Origin of the sequence: Bacteroides ovatus (assembly GCF_001314995.1) — a bacterium.
Taxonomy (GTDB): domain Bacteria; phylum Bacteroidota; class Bacteroidia; order Bacteroidales; family Bacteroidaceae; genus Bacteroides; species Bacteroides ovatus.
The window spans coordinates 3,890,106-3,910,214 of sequence record NZ_CP012938.1; the positions used below are offsets into that span (position 1 = coordinate 3,890,106).

General features: G+C 40.9%; 13 protein-coding genes. 6 read left to right on the forward strand and 7 right to left on the reverse strand.

Annotated features, from left to right (window positions below; genetic code table 11):
- Nucleotides 1-85: 85 nt before the first annotated feature.
- Nucleotides 86-3,061: a glycoside hydrolase family 2 protein gene (locus Bovatus_RS15180; protein WP_004298533.1), complete on the reverse strand. Its 2,976-nt coding sequence runs from the start codon at nt 3,059-3,061 to the stop codon at nt 86-88.
- 30 nt (nt 3,062-3,091) lie between these two features.
- Nucleotides 3,092-4,216, reverse strand: coding sequence for a glycoside hydrolase family 88/105 protein (locus tag Bovatus_RS15185; protein WP_004298534.1), 1,125 nt, complete (start codon nt 4,214-4,216; stop codon nt 3,092-3,094).
- 250 nt (nt 4,217-4,466) lie between these two features.
- On the opposite strand from Bovatus_RS15185, the gene Bovatus_RS15190 reads away from it, so the two are divergent.
- Nucleotides 4,467-6,395 (forward strand): rhamnogalacturonan lyase, encoded by a 1,929-nt coding sequence (locus Bovatus_RS15190; RefSeq protein ID WP_004298535.1) that lies wholly within the window; start codon nt 4,467-4,469, stop codon nt 6,393-6,395.
- Nucleotides 6,396-6,862: 467 nt separating this feature from the next.
- Here the strand turns inward: Bovatus_RS15190 and dprA are convergent, their stop codons facing one another.
- From dprA to Bovatus_RS15205, 3 genes are read right to left on the reverse strand one after another with little or no spacing between them, the layout of a single operon-like run.
- On the reverse strand, nt 6,863-7,987 hold the full coding sequence (gene dprA / locus Bovatus_RS15195; protein ID WP_004298537.1) for a DNA-processing protein DprA: 1,125 nt from the start codon (nt 7,985-7,987) through the stop codon (nt 6,863-6,865).
- Nucleotides 7,984-8,385, reverse strand: coding sequence for an acyl-CoA thioesterase (locus tag Bovatus_RS15200; protein ID WP_004298538.1), 402 nt, complete (start codon nt 8,383-8,385; stop codon nt 7,984-7,986). Before Bovatus_RS15200 ends, dprA begins: the two co-directional genes overlap by 4 nt.
- Nucleotides 8,386-8,418: 33 nt before the next feature.
- On the reverse strand, nt 8,419-9,708 hold the full coding sequence (locus Bovatus_RS15205; RefSeq protein ID WP_004298539.1) for a peptidase U32 family protein: 1,290 nt from the start codon (nt 9,706-9,708) through the stop codon (nt 8,419-8,421).
- Between the two features lie 124 nt (nt 9,709-9,832).
- Here Bovatus_RS15205 and dusB point away from each other — a divergent pair, with 124 nt between their 5' ends.
- A complete protein-coding gene (dusB, locus tag Bovatus_RS15210; protein ID WP_004298540.1) occupies nt 9,833-10,828 on the forward strand; it encodes a tRNA dihydrouridine synthase DusB in 996 nt (331 codons plus the stop codon).
- Between the two features lie 89 nt (nt 10,829-10,917).
- Here the strand turns inward: dusB and Bovatus_RS15215 are convergent, their stop codons facing one another.
- Nucleotides 10,918-11,883, reverse strand: coding sequence for a phosphatase PAP2 family protein (locus tag Bovatus_RS15215; protein WP_004298541.1), 966 nt, complete (start codon nt 11,881-11,883; stop codon nt 10,918-10,920).
- Complete coding sequence (locus tag Bovatus_RS15220; RefSeq protein WP_004298542.1) at nt 11,874-12,881, reverse strand: NAD-dependent epimerase/dehydratase family protein; 1,008 nt, start codon at nt 12,879-12,881, stop codon at nt 11,874-11,876. Before Bovatus_RS15220 ends, Bovatus_RS15215 begins: the two co-directional genes overlap by 10 nt.
- A gap of 44 nt (nt 12,882-12,925) precedes the next feature.
- Here Bovatus_RS15220 and Bovatus_RS15225 point away from each other — a divergent pair, with 44 nt between their 5' ends.
- From Bovatus_RS15225 to Bovatus_RS15240, 4 genes are all read left to right on the forward strand, one after another.
- A complete protein-coding gene (locus Bovatus_RS15225) occupies nt 12,926-13,528 on the forward strand; it encodes an RNA polymerase sigma-70 factor (RefSeq protein ID WP_081015856.1) in 603 nt (200 codons plus the stop codon).
- 62 nt (nt 13,529-13,590) lie between these two features.
- Entirely contained in the window at nt 13,591-14,754 is a 1,164-nt protein-coding gene (locus Bovatus_RS15230; protein WP_004298544.1) for a FecR family protein, read from the forward strand.
- Between the two features lie 151 nt (nt 14,755-14,905).
- A complete protein-coding gene (locus tag Bovatus_RS15235) occupies nt 14,906-18,496 on the forward strand; it encodes a SusC/RagA family TonB-linked outer membrane protein (protein ID WP_004298545.1) in 3,591 nt (1,196 codons plus the stop codon).
- Nucleotides 18,497-18,519: 23 nt separating this feature from the next.
- Nucleotides 18,520-20,088, forward strand: coding sequence for a RagB/SusD family nutrient uptake outer membrane protein (locus Bovatus_RS15240; protein WP_052587929.1), 1,569 nt, complete (start codon nt 18,520-18,522; stop codon nt 20,086-20,088).
- Nucleotides 20,089-20,109: the final 21 nt, after the last annotated feature.

A 20,109-nucleotide genomic window follows, 5' to 3' on the forward strand; every position in this document is an offset into this window, starting at 1 on the left:
GTTTATAATCTAACTTTTAGAGGGCACATTCTTTTCTCTATCAAATGGATATAAGTAATAAACGATTCTTATCACTAACTCTAAATTAGCGATTTATAGTTTCCAAGAACCCAACTTCAACAATTCTCAATTCATTATTCGTTTTTTCTCCATTTTTCGCTCTAAGCAAATCCAAATCACCTGCACTAGGTTCAACGACTTCCACAATCTGTTTAAAAGCATCTGCCTCTTTAGCCGCTCCTTTCAATCTAATAGTGATTTTATCACTTCTCACAGGCTTAACCGACAGATGAATATACCCCAGACTTTGTTCCGTATCACCGCTCCAAATCAATTCGTCATCCGCAAAAACTTCTAATGGGTAAGAACGCTTTCTCCATCCGGTTAGTTTAATACATATGTCGTCAATCTCCGCTTTCCGTTCCAACCGATACGTAATCCATGCCGTATTTAATCTACCGTCATTTTTCCATTCACTTAACTCATTACCGTCAAAGCTATTAACAGCCTCTTCACTGTTAACTCCCGCAAAGGCAGACTTAACTCTCACATCTACTTTTGAATTTTTATAAGAAGGAGTCAATGGCGTCTCACCGCGATCAAACCGACTGGCAAGCTTTTCACTAGGAAAAAATTTGCTTAATCCATTTTCCACTTTTACAGGAATAGAGGTAAGAGACACTTCATCTGAAACTAATCCGGATGCTTCTGCCTTTATTGTAATCTTTCCCGCCTTGCCTGTTGAACGAACCAATACTCTTGTAATACCACATTCCACAGGTAGCGCTTTTGCCAAAACATAATTGTCAGCAGCTTGTGCTATTCCACCTCTCCATTCTGCCGGACCTTGTAAATCGAAACTGATCTTATTATTGGCAAGCGGACAACGGTTTCCATTGCTATCGACAACTTCTACCTGTATCATTGCCAAATCGGCTCCATCGGCAAATAATCCCTCAGGACCATGTATTAAGGTTAATTTCAGTCTTTCAGGTTCTCCCACTGTCTTTATGGAATAACGACTTAGTTCCTTACCGAATTCATTATAGCTCACCGCTTCAATCGTACCTTCCTCCCATTGTACCTTCTCAAAGGTGAACAAGAAACGATAATCTTGTTTACCGAAACCTTTTGATTTACCATTTACAAACAATTCTACCTTATCTCCCGTAGAAACGACATAAACAGGCTTTACTACATCAGGGGAATAGTTCCAATGTCCCATAATATAGGTATGTTCCTTCTCAATATCAACCCATCCATCCCACATTACTTTATGGGCAAAAAAGCCATCCTTAGGTATTCTCAAAGGATCAACCACTCCGCTCCGACGATAATTTTCTTCTCCACGCCGATGGGTTTGAGTATCAGAAAAGATAATTTTTGCCCCACCGGAACTTACTCTTCTCCCTGTTCCCGGACGTTCCCGCCAGTAATCATACCATCTACGAACCAGTTCTACGGCAAACATATCTTGATTATGATTATATATACTTGCATCCTGTCCCCTGTACAAAGGTCCGGCCCCTTCTTTATGAAAAGGATAACTATATTCATCCCAATATTTACGTAAGCCTTCATCTCTGCAATATTCTGTGGCAAACATCGGATGATGTTCACTCTTATTGATATAAAGCATTTCTCCTCCCCACTCGGCTTCACGAATATCCAACATTTCACGAGACCCCATTGCTCTGCCACCATAAGGGTCATATTTGTCACGAATAGCGATCATTTCAAGCATATGCTCCTTACTGATAGATTCGTTGCCGGATTCATAGAACAAAATACTCGGATTATTTCTAAAATAGATAATAGCATCGCGCATCAATTCCAGACGCTGCCCCCACCAACGCCCTACCGCATCCTTTTCTGCATCCCCAGCGGGCATCACTTGAATCACTCCAACCCTGTCGCAAGACTCTACATCCTGTTTCCACGGCGTCACATGCATCCATCTGAAGAAGTTTGCATTATGATCAAGTAGCAAACCATTAGAAAAATCACTCATCCAAGGTGGTACCGATAATCCTACACCCGGCCATTCATTACTTGTACGTTGGGCATATCCTTTCATTTGCAGTACACGGTCATTCAACCATACTTTTCCTTCCCCGAAACGTGTTTTTCTGAAGCCCGTTTTGGTCACAACTTCGTCAATAACTTTATTGTCTACTATCAATCTGGTTTTTACATTATAGAGATAACCATATCCCCAACTCCAAAAATGAAGATTATCTAATTTTTGAGAAGCTTTTACTATTGCCGTTGTTTTAGGATTTACTATCATCGGTTCACCTCTGAAAGTGCTCACCAGTTTATCATCATAATCGTATACACTGACTTCATAATTCACACTAAGAGGAGCATCATATTCATTACGTATCTCTGATTCTGCATTTATAATAGCCTCACGGCTCTTGGTACGTATGTCAGTTGCATAGATATAGACTCCAGTGGTCTGCAAGTTGCTATATAAAGGTAAAGTTTGATATAACTTGTCTGTAATATGCAACCATACATTTTTAGGTATACCTCCATAATTAACATTGAAGTTTTTATCATTCCACTGATACCTGCTTCCTGTTGCTCTCTCTTTATAGTTCCAGTCATTGTCAGTCCGTACGGCAATCACGTTTTCACCACCAAAATTCAAATAGGATGTTAAGTCGAAACCTACCGCCATCACCCCATTCTCATGCAGTCCGATATGATTACCATTCACATAAAAGTCAGCTCCCTGACGCACTCCTTCAAACTCAATAAACACTTTTTTCCCTTTTGCTGTCTTAGGCAATTTAAAGTGTTTACGATACCAAGATATGGTATCAGTCATGTTTTCAATGCCGACTTTAAAAGCCTCATCTTCATTAAAAGCATGTGGCAACGTTACCTTTTTCCAATCTTTATCAGAAAAGGAGTTCTTTTCCGCTCCTTGAATATCCCCTACATGTAATAACCATTGGGAGTTAAAATTATATTTCTCCCTGTTATTCGCCCCTAATGCAGCGGGAACCAATAAAAGGAACAATAACCATTTCATTACTTTTTGTTTTTCCATGTTATTAAAAACTTAAATGATAACTGACAATTAATCTAACTTATACACTTCAGTACCCGCCAACAAAAAGCACCCTACCCCATAATCTTCAAAATCGGGCACGCTCTTATAAGTCACAGGCTGACTGTCTTTAGGTTCCTTGCCGCTTCCCTGCACATATCCCAAAAAGCCATCGGGATGTATGCACTCTTTGACAATCGCATTCCAAGCTTTGAGGACCACAGGCAAATATTCCTGTTTATTCAAAATGCCGTTCCGTATTCCCCACGCCATACCATATATAAACAAGGAAGTTCCCGAAGTCTCTTTTCCACCATAGTTGGACTCATCATGCAAGCTCACATTCCAGAAACCATCTTCACGCTGACAAGCTTTTAAAGCTTTGCTCATTGCCAGAAAATCAGTTAAATAATTCTGCCGATGAGATTCATCAGCAGGAATCTCATTCAATACCCTTGTCAGGGCGGCATAGACCCATCCGTTTCCTCTGCTCCAAAAGCAATTCTTTCCATTGGGTTCTTTATACGGGGGAACAAAATTAGCATCTCTCCACCATAATCCCTCTTTCTGATTAAATAAACCATTACCACCGATATTATTCCGCGAACAGGAATACATCTGCCACATCTTATCATAATATTTCTGTTCACCGGTCAGTTTCCCCAATTGTGCAAAAATAGGCATTCCCATCTGAATGGCATCGATCCAAGTCCAGTCATTCACTTGCGGAGTATTGACTAACATGTCCATCGCTGCCTTTATATTTTTTATTTTCGCAGGATCGGGAGAAATCTTGTATAATTCGATATATGCCTGTCCGCAACAATGGTCATCCGCATTACGGGTGATATTACCGCCACGCATTCCCCATTTATGGAAATCGGCCCAGTCATAAGCATAATCATAATAATCCGAACGGGGATAAATAGTATGCAGAGCCATCAAACCCTCATAATAGACACCGCGTGTCCATATATTGCTGGGCCTGAATTTACTGACATAACTGGGACGGGTATAATCCGCATACTTCTTCATGAAATAATCATTTACCTTGATAATGGTTTTCAATGTCTCTTTCCGGTCGGGAAGAGATTGGGCCGGAAGTGAACTCCATCCGGACAAAAGTAACAAAACAACCAGTATTTGTTTTCTCATGGATATAAGTTTAATTATTGATAAATTTATTCTTTGATACAAAAGTAGGGGTAAGCTTCCATGTCTAAATAGAGAGCAGTACTAATCCATTGACTACAATTCAAATATGCCGGAAACAATAATATAGACAGCCCGGAAAGTAATATTTTCCATGTTTTTGTATATTTGTCCAGTTAATGCTAATTATAAATGCCGTCCTTTGTATGTCCTTTTATAATCGGGACATACATAAACATTAATAAAAAGGAAAATGAGAAACGCAGTATTTTATTCCATCCTTATCATAGGATTCCTCACTTCAGGAATGATTTCCGCACAGGGAAAGCAACGCCAGATGGAAGCATTAGACAGAGGGTTAGTAGCTGTAAAAACGGACGGCGGTGTCTTTATCAGCTGGCGCTTGTCAGGCAATGAAAGAGATGCAGCTTTCAATGTCTACAAAAACGGTAAACTGTTCAAATCCTTATCCGCCAGAGAGGCGACCAACCTAACTGACAGTTCTGGAAAACCGAGTGATAAATATGTGGTGAGAACCATTGTGAATGGTAAAGAGACTTCTTCTAAAGAAGTGACACCTTGGGCAGAAGAATTCCTGACCATCCGGATGAATCGCCCGCAAGGCGGAACAACTCCTCCGGGTGTCACTTATGTCAGGGCCAAACACCCACCTGTGGTACAGGAGTATCCGGAAGGGCAAGCATATACGTATGTTCCGGGTGATTGCAGCGTAGGTGATTTGGACGGAGACGGGGAATATGAAATCATTGTAAAATGGAACCCTTCCAACCAAGCCGACAACTCCTTCTCCGGTGTGACAGGGCCTGTATATCTGGATGCTTATAAACTAAACGGAAAACAATTATGGAGAATTGATTTAGGAAAAAATATCCGTGCCGGTTCCCACTACACCCAATTTATGGTATATGACTTTGATGGTGATGGTAAAGCAGAAATGGTTTGTAAAACAGCACCGGGAACAATGGACGGAAAAGGAAAAAAAATATTCATCGGTACGGATGACCCGGAAAAAGACTGGAGAAATCTCGAGATGAACCATAAGACTTGCGGTTATATTCTTGAGGGACCGGAATATCTTACCATTTTCAGCGGTGAGACAGGGGAAGAACTTCACACTATACCTTATGAAGTAGAACGCGGAGAAGTCGGTTCGTGGGGGGACAGCTATGGTAATCGTGTTGACCGTTTTCTCGCCTGTGTAGCTTATCTGGACGGAGTGCACCCAAGTGTTGTCATGTGTCGCGGTTATTACGCAAAAACGACATTAGTGGCATATGATTTCATCAATGGCAAACTAGTCAAACGCTGGAAGCATATCTCTGACGTGAAAGGTGAAGGAGCATTCGGACAGGGAAATCATAATCTGTCGGTAGCCGATGTAGACGGCGACGGTTGTGACGAAATTATTTATGGTTCCTGTGCTATTAACAACGACGGAACATTACTTTACCGCACCGGACTGGGACATGGTGATGCCATGCATGTAGCCAATCTTGACCCTGACCGTCCGGGATATCAGGTGTGGGAAGTACATGAGGAAAAAGAGGCCTGCCAAACTTATGGTTATGAAATGCACGATGCACGAACCGGAGAAATCCTTTGGGGAGGTCCTACTAAAGGAGATAATGGACGTGGGCTGGCAGCAGATATTGATCCCAATCATCGTGGATTTGAAATGTGGAGTTCCGGCGCACCGGGGATATATAATTGCAAAGGAGAAAAAATTTCAGATAATAAACCTGGTATCAGTTTCCGTGTATATTGGGATGGTGACTTACAGGATGAAATACTGAACGGTACGAATCTTTCCAAATGGAACGGGAATAAAGCAGTAACTATCCATACGTTTCCCGGCGCAATGCATTGTAACGGTACAAAACGGACTCCTAATGTCAGTGCCGACCTATTCGGTGACTGGCGGGAAGAAGTTGTCTTCTATGATGCTAATGACCCAAGTAAACTACGTATATATACCACAACTATTCCTACAGAACACCGACTGTATACATTGATGCACGACCCTGTGTATCGTTTGGGAATTGCCTGGCAAAATACCGGATATAACCAACCACCGCATCTGGGGTTCTATATCGGAGACGGATTGGAGAATATTCCGTGGCCGGAGATGTATACACCGAAATCTGGCCGGTTCGGGAAATGAATAATACCCGTAAAAAGTTGAAAATATAAAGTGCAAATACACAGCAACATACAAGTACACATTTTCCTTTAAAAGGAACACCTCGTTGGTTTTAAAGGAACGATGCCTTGGTTTTAAACCAACGGGGCGTTCCTTTTAAACCAACAAAGCACTTATTTTAAGCCTTATTTCACGAACCCTTCGAATGACCATGAAAACATATTCAAGAAAGCTTGCATTTCTCTCCATTATTTACCATAAATGTGCTAGGCTTTATCCATTAGAAGTGCGTCGTGTCCGATAACAGTGAAAATCAGTGAAAGAATTTAAAAGAGAAACAAATACAACAGAATTATTTGGAAAGAATCAGTTGAACACTTACATTTGTCATGTGATTTTTTTCATAGTATTAGATTTAAGGTTAACAAAGGTTGGAGCAAGGCGTTGCTCCTTTTTTTATGTCTATATGTGAGATTAGTTCATGTGAGTTAATTCAATAATTGGTACATTCCTCCTGCCAATACACGAATCACCCCTTTCATTTCCAGTTCAAACAGTAGGGCAGTCATCTTATTTACAGGAATATCTGCTTCTACTACAAGAGAATTGATTTGCAGATTTCCCAGTTTCCCCAAAATAGCGACAATTTTTTGTTCCTCTTCAGACAGTTCAATAAAAAGACTACGCTGCACACTTACCTTTTCTGAAAGAGTCGTCTGCATATTCCAGCCCATAGCCTGCACAAAATCTTCGGCAGATAATAACAGGGATGCTTTATTATCCCTTATCAACCGATTGCATCCTTTTGAATATTCATCACTCATACGACCGGGGAAAGCGAAACAATCGCGATGATAACCTTCAGCAAGTTCGGCTGTAATCAATGAACCTCCCTTTTCTGCCGACTCAATGATGATGGTAGCATCACACATGCCGGCAACAATACGGTTTCGACTGATAAAGTTATGACGATCGGGATTCGTTCCGGACAGAAATTCGGTCAGTAATCCCCCTTTTTCAAGCATGTCAACAGCTGTTTTCCGATGGACATAAGGATAAATACGATCCAAGCCATGAGCTAAAACACCTACCGTAGGTAATTCATTAGCCAAAGCTTCACGATGCGCATGAATATCGATTCCATAAGCAAGGCCGCTAACTACAAGTACATCAGGACAAACTGCTTTCAGATCCCGCAGAAAAGAGGCGCAGATTTGTGTCCCATAATCAGTAGCATTACGGGTTCCTACCATATTCAGGATATGAAGGGAATTTAGATCGGTATTTCCTTTAAAGAAAAGAACAATAGGGGCATCTTCACATTCCCGCAAGCGGGAAGGATAAGCCTCATCATGAAAAGTCAGACAGGAGATTCGATTCTTCCGGATAAATTCATATTCTTGCTCGGCGCGAAACACAGCTTGCGGACAATCCAATGCCTCTATCACCCGTTGACTTACTTCTGGAATACGTTCCGGTATTTCTTTGCGCAGCCGGAAGACATCAACGGCATTACCCATTCCATCTATCAAATGTTTTGCCCCTATGTGCCCGATACCGGGCACCATTGTCAGAGCAATACTATAAATTTGTTCTTCTTCGGAGCTGTTCATTTCAGGTAGGAAGCAAAGACGTTATCGAACAATTCGCTGTCACTTAAACGTCCGTTTACCACACATACCGTCTCAACAGTGGATTTCACTACTACTTTATTATCATTCTTTCGGAAGATATCCTGATAAAATACATATTTGATACCTTCCTTTTTCATATATAGTTTCGAGACAAACTCATCTCCGCTTTTCAATGGAGTCTTGAATGCCATACTAATGCGTGCCACTACCGGATCGACTCCCTGCTCATGAAGTGCAGCAAAACTGACACCCACCGAAGTCAGAAACTCGTGACGGGTATGTTCCAGATAGTGCTGATAATTGGCATTATTGACAATACCTTGAAGGTCACATTCGTAATCGCGAACCTTCATTTCCAATTCATAGATATAGTTCATTTAAATTGAGAATTAAAAGTTGAGAAATAACAGTTAGCCTCTTTTTTGCTCAATATCGAGCCCTTTGAACTTCTTCAATTCTTCGGTCGATACCAGTTTATACAGCTTGTCACTGGGACGTATCTTATCCGATTTCATGGAGAAATGCTGTCCCTTCTTCACTGTTTGCACAGATTCCAAGTCAACACGGGCTTCTTCCAAAGTCATAAATAGTGCACCGGTAGTCGGCCCTGTAATGAGAAGCTTATCGCCTACACTTACTTCAGCAGCTTCTACCAGGAATTCGGAAACTCCGATATTGGAAAAGTATTTGATACCTTTACCTACATAAATCTTACGTTCCGTAGCTGCCGAACCATAATTCCTGGTCCATTCGCCCAAACGCTGTCCCAAGTAATATCCATCCCAGAAGCCACGGTTGAATACGGTTTTCAGGCGTTCATCCCAAGCCGCAATCTTTTCATCGGTGAATGTTCCATCCAAATAAGCCTTGATAGCTTCTTTGTAACATTCAACCACCGTACGTACATATTCAGGTCCACGGGCACGGCCTTCAATCTTGAATACACGTACACCAGCATCCAACATTTTATTCATAAAATGGATGGTCTTCAAGTCTTTCGGTGACATGATATATTCGTTATCAATATCCAGCTCCACATCCGTTTCCTTATCACGAACCGTGTAAGAACGGCGACATACCTGCATACAAGCACCGCGATTGGCCGAATGATTCATCTCATGTAAAGAGAGATAGCATTTACCCGATACTGCCATACAAAGCGCGCCGTGGCAGAACATTTCGATACGAAGTTGTTCGCCGCTCGGACCACAGATATGTTCTTCCTGAATCTGGCGATAGATTTCGGCTACCTGCTCCAGATTCAACTCACGAGCCAATACTACCACATCTGCAAATTGTGCGTAGAATTTTAAAGCCTCTGCATTGGAGATATTCAACTGGGTGGAAAGATGCACCTCCTGTCCTATCTGACGGGCATAATTCATCACTGCCACATCAGCTGCAATCACCGCAGAAATTCCCGCTTCCTTGGCTGCATCGACAATAGTATGCATCAGAGGGATATCTTTATCATAGATAATCGTATTGACCGTCAGGTAACTCTTCATCCCGTGCTCATCACACGTACGGGCTATTTCCCGCAAATCATCAATCGTGAATGTATTAGCCGAACGGGCACGCATATTCAGGTTTTCTATACCGAAATAGATAGAATCGGCACCTGCCTGAATGGCCGCAGCAAGAGATTCGCGCGACCCCACAGGAGCCATTATTTCAAAATCTTTCAAACTAAGACTCATAGAATATATACTTATTTGTATCAGTTAAGCAAATGAATGCGTACAAAGGTAGGCTTTTTTCCGTATTTTTGCAGCGAAAACAAGAAGTTACTTCAATCATAAACAGTAAATAGCAGATTCATATATGAAGATAGGCCAAATAGATCTAGGTAAATATCCCATCTTACTTGCTCCGATGGAGGACGTAACCGATCCGGCTTTCCGCCTAATGTGCAAGAAATTCGGAGCAGACATGGTATACACCGAATTTGTATCGAGTGACGCACTGATACGTGCTGTCAGCAAGACTGCACAGAAACTAAGTATCAGCGATGCAGAACGTCCTGTCGCCATCCAGATATACGGGAAAGATACGGAGACAATGGTGGAAGCTGCCAAGATTGTAGAGCAGGCACAACCTGACATTCTGGATATTAACTTCGGATGCCCGGTGAAAAGAGTAGCTGGAAAAGGCGCTGGAGCAGGTATGTTACAAAATATCCCCAAGATGCTGGAGATCACCCGTGCTGTCGTAGATGCGGTGAAAATACCCGTAACAGTGAAGACTCGTTTGGGATGGGATGCAAACAATAAAGTAATTGTAGAATTAGCGGAACAATTGCAAGATTGTGGCATAGCCGCATTGACCATACATGGCCGTACCCGCGCACAAATGTATACCGGAGAGGCGGATTGGACACTGATAGGCGAAGTGAAGAATAATCCGAGAATGCATATTCCCATTATCGGTAATGGAGACGTGACCAGTCCTCAACGCTGTAAGGAGTGTTTTGACCGTTATGGAGTAGATGCTGTAATGATCGGTCGCGCCAGCTTCGGTCGTCCATGGATATTCAAGGAAATAAAACACTATTTAGAGACAGGTGAAGAATTACCTCCACTTAGTTTTGAATGGTGTATGGAAGTACTTCGTCAGGAAGTGGTAGACAGCGTTAATCTGCTCGATGAGCGTAGAGGTATTTTGCATGTACGCCGTCATCTGGCCGCAAGCCCGTTATTCAAAGGAATCCCTAACTTCCGCAACACACGTATTGCGATGTTACGGGCAGAAACAAAAGAAGAGCTTTTCCGGATATTTGATGAAATCACTTCCCAACGCAAAGAAAATCCGGAAATTTAAATCAACACCTATTATATCTATTCTTCAGGAGCTTGTACTTGTTCCTGAAGAATAACATGATCTAATTAAAACGTTAAGGTCTTCGGTTTCTATTTAAACATCGGCTGCGCAAACCACTTTTTAAACATCCAGGTTACGACCACATACAATAGGAATGCGGAGAAGAAACCAACAATGGCATCAATCACATAATGCGCCTGAATATATACGGTAGCCCCACAGAGCAACATATAGAAAGGTATAAGACAGGCAAACAACTTCTTGCTGCCACGCCAAGCCATAATCATCAGAATAGTAGAAATGCCTACATGCGAACTGGGGAATGCCGCCGTAGGACGTTCACCCACTTGCTGCGAGCCTTCCACCAAACTATAAAAAAATCCGTGCTGATAGCCCGGTCCGGGAAGTAACTCCTGATTATGATTGAAATAATCACCGATAGCAGGAAAAATACCTTTAGATACATTATCAATACCAATGGCAGGAAAATAGAATTGAGGGCCTGCAACAGGAACGAATATATAAATCAGATAGTAAATAAAGAAAGAAGTGACAAGCACAAAAGACATCTTTTCGAACCACTCAAACTTATAAATGAAATAGAATAGAGCCACGATCAGCATCATCGGATAATAAAAGAAATATCCCATATTGAATGCCTCGCTGACTATAAGATGCGGAAACGTATGACAGAACCAAATAGCAGGCTGACCATTGAAAATAAACTGTTCGGCAGTTGCAAATACATGATCTAAATTCGGAAAGAAACGATTGAACTCGAAAGTATCCGGATACCAGTAAGACAGCAGACTCATCTGAATGACAATACGCACAAATGCCGAAAATTTACAGGGAGCAAGACGATAAAGATACATTAATAAAAAAGTCATTGCTGCGATCATAGCCCTATCCAGCAACATGTGCCATGGATGATCCATCCGCTGAAACAGGAACAGAATCAATATGGAAGTCAACAGATTATAAATCAATGTAATCTTTTCCACAGCAAACAACCCTTTCCGGGTTTCTATGCGCTTAAATAAGTCTAAAGCCATCCTTCATTTTTATACCAGGCAATGGTTTCTCGAACTCCCTTTTCCAAATCATATTCGGGCACATACCCCAGTTCATCCATTACCGGGGTTATATCGCATTGCCAGTTACGTTGTTTCATTATCTTATATTTATCCGAATTCAGAGTACTGCTCCTCCCGGAACGTGTAGCAATGAATTCAGCGAACAAAGATATAACTTTTAGCACAATTAATGGACATTTCAAGTGAAGAACAAACGGATTACCCAATTCTTTTTGTATCAAATCCGAAAAGGCACGGCTTTTATAAACTTTCCCGTCTGTCAAAAAATACGCCTTACGAACTACTTTTTTCTCTATTCCCAGGAAAATAGCCTGCACAATGTCTTTCACATACACAAAAGTCAAATCCTGACGACGGAAACCGACCGAAAAATCAACGTGTTTCCGGATAGACTTTGCCATCAGATAGTAATCAGCTTCACGAGGTCCATAGACTCCTGTAGGACGATAAATGACATAAGGGAAACCAGGCATACTCTGAATATACAACTCCGCTTTCAGTTTGCTCAATCCATAAGCAGTATTGGGTACCGGAGGGTCGTCCGCTTTTATCGGAGTATAGTCCTTCTCACGTACAGGTCCGAACACACTCAATGTACTGATATAGATAAACTGTTTCGGAACCATATTCAGCTCCTTCAATGTATCGATAAAATATTTGGTCTGAAGATAATTCACATAGTCAAAAGAGTGCTTGTCGGGGCACTTTGTAACACCGGCGCAATGAATGATATAATCAAATTTGTTGTAAGTGCCTTTATGCCCGGAGAGTTGGGCACGAAGTTCATTAGGGTGCGCAAAATCCAGTTCCAGAAAGTGGATTTTCCGGTTTTTCAAATACCGCTTGCTACTCGTAGAACGAATCCCGGCCCACACACCAAACTTTCGCTTCAACGCTTCCTCCACGATGAAACTGCCGATAAAACCACTCGCGCCTGTAATTAAAATACTCTCCATTATTACTTTTCAGGTCCTACATGAATATTAATTGAAAAAATATGATGCCACAAAGATACGATAAATATAAAATAAAAGCCATTTTGCTTTTCTCAATTATTATTTGTTTATTTGCAACGCGATTCATTTACTATTCAACACTTTTAAAGCACGTGGAAGATAAGGCCGATTTTGATTTTCTTTTTAAAGAGTACTATCCTCAACTTTATTATTATGCATTTCACCTGATTAATAATATGGAGGCTAGCAAGGATATCGTAAGCGACGCCTTCGAATTTATTTGGGCCAATTATGCAAAAATAGATAAAGCCACGGCTAAATCTTATCTATACATTTACGTTCGCAACAAAAGCATTGACTTCCTGCGACATCAGAATATACATGAACAATATGTACAAATCTACTCCGAACTGACCAAAAGTTATGTTGAAACGGAATATCAGGAGCAGGATGAGAGAATGATGCATATCAGTAAGGCAATGGAAAAACTGACTCCACATACCAAGCATATTTTAGAAGAATGTTATATCCAACGCAAGAAATATCAGGAAGTGGCAGAAGAGTTAAATATCAGTGTCAGTGCAGTCAGGAAGCATATTGTGAAAGCATTACAGGTGATACGTGAAGAATGTGCAAAAAAATCATAAAGCAGGTGTCTTTATTTTATGATTAAACGTAATATAAATAAGTATGATACAGTCAAACAGTGATGAATAAAGATATTGACAATATAGATAATACAGATAAATCTGTAGAGAAGGCACTCGACATTATGGAGAGCTCTTCAGAAATAAACGTCGAACAACTGCAGGAAATGCTTAAAGATGAAGAAACCCTACAGGCTTGTCGCGACATCATGGATAGTAGTCTTTTCCTACAACAAAAAAGCGGAATGGAACTACCCAATATAGAGATGGAGCTAGAACGATTCAAGAAAAAACAATACACGACAAGAATGCGTTCCAACTTCTGGAAAGTAAGTATGGGAATAGCCGCCATGATTGCCGTTCTATTTGGAACTTACTATCTTATCAATACCCTGACGACCCCTACTCTTGAACCAATCACTGTATTTACTGCTGATGCTGCCCCTCAACATATCACTCTGCAAAAAGATAACGGAGAAAAGATTGTATTAGACGAACCACAATCAAGCAACCAAACCTTGCCACAGAAAGTGATCTCAAAGTCCGAGAAAAAAGAACTGGATTACAGGCAAGTCATTTCAACGACCACTCAAACACATGTACTCACTGTTCCACGCGGTGAAAGTTTCAAGGTAGTGTTATGTGACGGCACGGAGGTCTGGCTCAATGCTAATAGTAACTTTGTCTATCCAACGGCCTTTATTGGCGACGAACGTATCGTCACTTTAGAAGGTGAGGCTTATTTTAAAGTGACCAAAGATCCGGAGCGACCTTTCATCGTAAAAACCAAAACTGTGCAAACCCGTGTTCTCGGTACTGAATTTAATATACGCAGCTATACTCCTGAAGATACTCATGTAGTGCTTATTAATGGAAAAGTAGAAGTCAGCAATACCAAAGGAGGATCATATACCAGACTATATCCGGGAGAAGATGCACATCTGCAATCTGATGGCAACTTTATCCTGGCAGAAGTAGATCTAGACTCCTATGTTTATTGGAAAGACGGCTATTTCTACTTTGACAATGTCACATTGAAAGATATTATGCAAAATTTGGGACGTTGGTACAATGTAAACATAGAGTTCAGAAACAAAGAAGCGATGGAGTATAAAATGCACTTTATATCCGATCGTACCAAAGACCTGGAACATACGATCTCATTACTTAATAGAATGAAAAAAGTGACAGTCACCTTGCAAGGCAATACGCTTACTGTAGACTAGATTTTTATTGCATAAGTATAACTAATCTATGCAAAATACAACAAAATATCACTTTTATTAAAAAATAAATCGCAAAAGGGGTATCCATTTTTTCTTCTCATACGAACTAGTTATATAAACATGTTCAAATAGTGTTATTAAAGACAAACGTATGAGAAATAATTGGAACCTACTTATTGTGTGTTTTCTATGCGTATTATGTTTCCGACCCTACCAAGTAAATGCTCAGGTGCAATCGCAAAAGAAAATCACGATTGAAATTAGCAACGAACGGTTGCCGTCCGTACTAAAACGTTTAGAAAAACTATCCGGATATAAGATCCTGTTTACGTATGACGATGTCAAGAAATTCACCGTTTCTGGCTCCGTCAAGGATAAGAGTATAGAGCAGACTCTCGATATAATCTTAGCCAATAAGCCACTGGAATATCATATTGAAGACCAATTTATCACAATTACTATCAAAGGTCCTTCCAAACAGGCGAAAGTATTCAATGTGAAAGGAGTGGTTATTTCCGGTGATGACGGACAGCCGCTCATTGGTGCAACCGTTGTCATCAAAGGAAGTAAGTCCGGCGTATTAACGGATATAGATGGAAAATTCTCGATAGAAAATGTATCCAATAAATCCCTGTTACAATTTTCCTATATAGGAATGAAACCGCAAGACCTGACTCCTGCCCCAAATATGAATGTTACATTAATGCCCGATGTACAAACATTATCTGAAGTAGTAGTAACAGGTATGCAGAAAATGGACAAACGTCTGTTTACAGGAGCAACCAAACAATTGTCCGCAGATGAGGTCAAACTAGATGGTTTGCCTGATATCAGCCGGGGACTTGAAGGACGTGCCGCAGGCGTATCTGTACAAAATGTTTCCGGTACATTTGGTACTGCCCCAAAAATCCGGGTACGTGGCGCTACATCTATTTTCGGTAGTTCAAAGCCACTATGGGTGGTAGATGGAGTCATCATGGAAGATGCTATCGACGTAGGTCCGGATGACTTATCCTCAGGAGATGCCGAAACATTGATTAGTTCAGCTATTGCCGGATTGAATTCAGATGATATTGAAAGCTTTCAAATATTGAAAGACGGATCAGCAACCTCTATCTACGGTGCGCGAGCCATGGCAGGGGTTATTGTAGTAACCACCAAAAAGGGAAAAGCCGGTGTCAGCAAAATCAGCTACACCGGTGAATTTACAACTCGTATGATTCCCAGTTATAAAGAATTCAATATCATGAATTCACAGGAACAAATGGGAATCTATAAAGAAATGGAACAAAAAGGATGGCTCAACAATAGCGATACTTACCGTGCAAAAGATAGCGGAGTGTATGGACGTATGTATCAGTTAATCAATCAATACAATCCGGTTACAGGACAATTCGGGCTTGCCAACACTCCGGAAGCACGTAACGCTTACCTGCGTGAAGCGGAAATGAGAAATACCGACTGGTTTGATACTTTATTTTCCAACAATATCACACAAAATCATTCTGTCAGTATCACTTCCGGAACAGAAAAATCTTCATTCTATGCTTCATTAAGTGCCATGTCAGACCCGGGGTGGTACAAGCAAAGTGAAGTAAAACGCTATACAGCTAATTTAAATACAACATATAATATATATAAGAATTTATCTATAAATTTAATATCCAGTGCTTCCTACCGTAAGCAGAAAGCGCCCGGAACACTGAGTTCTGAAGTGAATGCAGCTAGTGGAGAAGTCACCCGTCAATTTGACATCAATCCATATTCGTATGCACTAAACACATCACGCGCATTGGATCCGGCAGTCAACTATACAGCTAACTACGCACCATTCAATATCCTTCATGAATTGGATAACAATTATATGGACTTAAACGTAGTTGACGTTAAATTCCAAGGAGAAGTAAAATGGAAAGCACTTCCAGAATTAGAGCTTAGCGCATTAGGAGCAGTCAGATATCAAGCTTCTTCGCAAGAACATAATATTAAAGACCACTCGAATCAGGCAACAGCATATCGCACAGGAATGGATGACGCCACTATTCGTGACAACAATAATTTACTCTACACCAACCCCGACAATCCTTATGCTTTACCCATCAGCATACTGCCGGAAGGCGGTATTTACCAGCGTAAGGACTATCGCATGCTGGGAGTAGACTTTCGTGCCACAGCATCCTGGAATCATTTATTTGCAGAAAAGCATATAACCAATCTTTTCGCTGGTATGGAGGTGAATGATTTAAAACGCATGCAGAATTATTTTCAAGGATGGGGAATGCAATATACAATGGGCGAAATTCCATCGTACGTATATGAATTTTTCAAGAAAGGTATTGAGTCCGGTGAAAATTATTATGGATTAAACCATACCACAACAAGGAGTGTAGCAGGTTTTGCCAATGCAACCTATTCGTATGATGGCCGTTATACAGTAAACGGAACATTCCGCTATGAAGGCACCAACCGCATGGGAAAAAGCCGTTCTTCCCGCTGGTTACCTACATGGAATATTTCAGGAGCATGGAATGTACATGAAGAAAATTTCTTCGAAACACTCAGCTCAGTGCTGTCACATTTGACATTCAAAGCATCCTACTCTTTAACTGCCGACAGAGGTCCGGAATATGTAACAAATTCACATGCCATAATCACCAGCTATTCACCATTTCGCCCTTTCACCAGCGGACAGGAAACCGGACTTTATGTATCCGACCCCGAAAATAGCGAATTGACTTACGAAAAGAAGCATGAATTAAACATCGGTGCTGATATGGGATTCTTAGACAACCGGATCAATTTCTCAATCGACTGGTATAAACGCAACAACTATGACCTGATTGGTATAACTCCGACACAAGGAGTAGGTGGTTCTATTTATAAATATGCCAATATAGCCTCCATGAAGTCACATGGTATTGAATTCACCATCTCAAGCAAGAATATCCAATCGAAAGACTTCTCATGGAATACAGATTTCATCTTTTCCAAAGCAAAAAATGAAGTGACCGAGCTTAACGCCCGTTCCAGCGTGATGGATCTGGTTTCAGGCTATGGTTTTGCGCGTCAGGGCTACCCGGTGCGTGGTTTGTTCTCTATCCCATTTGTCGGCTTAAGTTCAAATGGTATCCCAATGTATAATATCAATGGAAAAATAACCAGTACTGATATTGATTTCCAAACACGTGACAATATAGACTATCTAAAATATGAAGGTCCCACTGATCCTACTATAACAGGTAGCTTTGGTAATATCTTCACCTATAAAGCATTCAAACTAAATGTATTTATCACCTATTCATTTGGTAATGTAGTACGTTTAAATCCGTGCTTCAATTATCAATACAGTGACTTATCCTCTATGCCCCGTGAATTCAAAAATCGCTGGACAGTTCCGGGTGATGAGAAGCATACCAATATCCCTGCCATCATTTCCAAACGTCAATATGAAGATAATAAAGATTTGATGTATGCATATAATGCCTATAATTACTCTACAGAACGAATTGCCAAAGGAGACTTTATTCGTATGAAAGAAATTTCCTTGTCCTATGATTTTCCAAAATCATGGATTACATCAGCAAAGATATCCAATTTATCTTTGAAACTTCAGGCTACCAATTTATTCCTAATCTACGCAGATAAGAAGCTAAACGGACAGGACCCGGAATTCTTCAATACCGGTGGAGTTGCCTCCCCTGTACCTCGTCAGTTCACATTAACTCTTAGATTAGGATTTTAACCATTCAGATAATTATAAAAATGATGAAATATAAAAACGTATTATATACAGCAGTCATTTCAACCTTATGCCTGGGAATAACCTCCTGTAGTGATTTTTTGGATGAAATGCCGGACAACCGAACTGAGCTAACTACCGAAGAGAGCATTACCAAAGTATTGGTATCTGCATACCCAATGACCACCAACTGTCATATAGGCGAATTCTACAGTGACAACATTGATGAAAATAGTAAAGCATACAGCTATCTTTTCCGGTTAAACGAGCACTTGTATCGCTGGCAGCAAACCACTGAAGAGAATCAAGACTCACCTCATGCCTTATGGAATGATTGTTATAACTCGATTGCATCGGCCAACCAAGCCCTGGCAGCCATCGAGCAAATGGGAAACCCTCAATCATTGTCAGCACAAAGAGGTGAAGCTCTAATATGTCGCGCATATAATCATTTCGTACTAGCTACCACATTCTGCAAAGCGTATGGTACAAATGCAGATAAAGACCTAGGTATACCTTACATAAAGGAACCGGAAACATCTGTAAATCCACAATACTCACGCGGAACTGTTGCTGAAGTCTATCAAAATATCGCAGCCGATTTAGAAGAAGGATTGCCTCTAATCGACGACAATATTTACTCACGAGTGAAATATCATTTTAATAAAAAGGCTGCCTATGCATTTGCTGCCCGCTTTTATCTATATTACACACAGCCGGATTTTTCTAACTGCCAGAAGGTTATCAATTATGCCAATATAGTACTCGGCACGAATGCTTCCCAATATTTACGTGACTGGGCTGCATTAGGAGCTTTATCTCCCAACAAGAACATACAGCCGAACGCTTATGTAGATGCAGATAATCGGGCAAATCTACTGGTAATATCAGCAGCTTCATATTGGCCATTGGTTTCCGATCCGGGTTATGCCAACTGTGAAAGATACTGCATGAATAATATTACTGCCTCGGAAAGTTGTAAATCCGAAGGTCCATGGGGAGACCAGTCAAGCTACCACCAAATCCCATTTGCGCCTGGTGGCTCTATCAAGAACGGATTCCGCCGTTTAGTCATCTATCAGCAGTTCACATCAGGCAACAGCTGGGTCGGTTATATGCTGTATCCTGCTTTCACTACCGATGAAGCATTACTTTGCCGGGCTGAAGCTTACACATTACTAAAACGTTACGACGAAGCTGCAGCCGATATAGACGCCTGGCAGAAAGCCTTTACGAAAAATACACAAACCTTGTCCAAAGAGACAATCAATGATTTTTATGCTCAATTAAAATATTACACACCGGAAGCCCCGACGGTAAAAAAGGAATTGCATCCGGATTTTGTAATAGAAAAAGGAATGCAAGAGAATCTGATACACTGTATTCTACATGCGAGACGCCTGTTAACTTTAGAAGAGGGACTTAGATGGCAAGATATAAAGCGCTATGGCATTGTAATCTACCGCCGCTATTATGAAGGTTATACCTTGGTGAATATCACCGACAAGATGGACACGAATGACCCCAGACGTGCAATTCAGCTACCGTCCAGTGTCATTACGGCAGGTATGCAACCAAATCCAAGAAATGACTAACTAACTTAAGGAGGGAAAAAT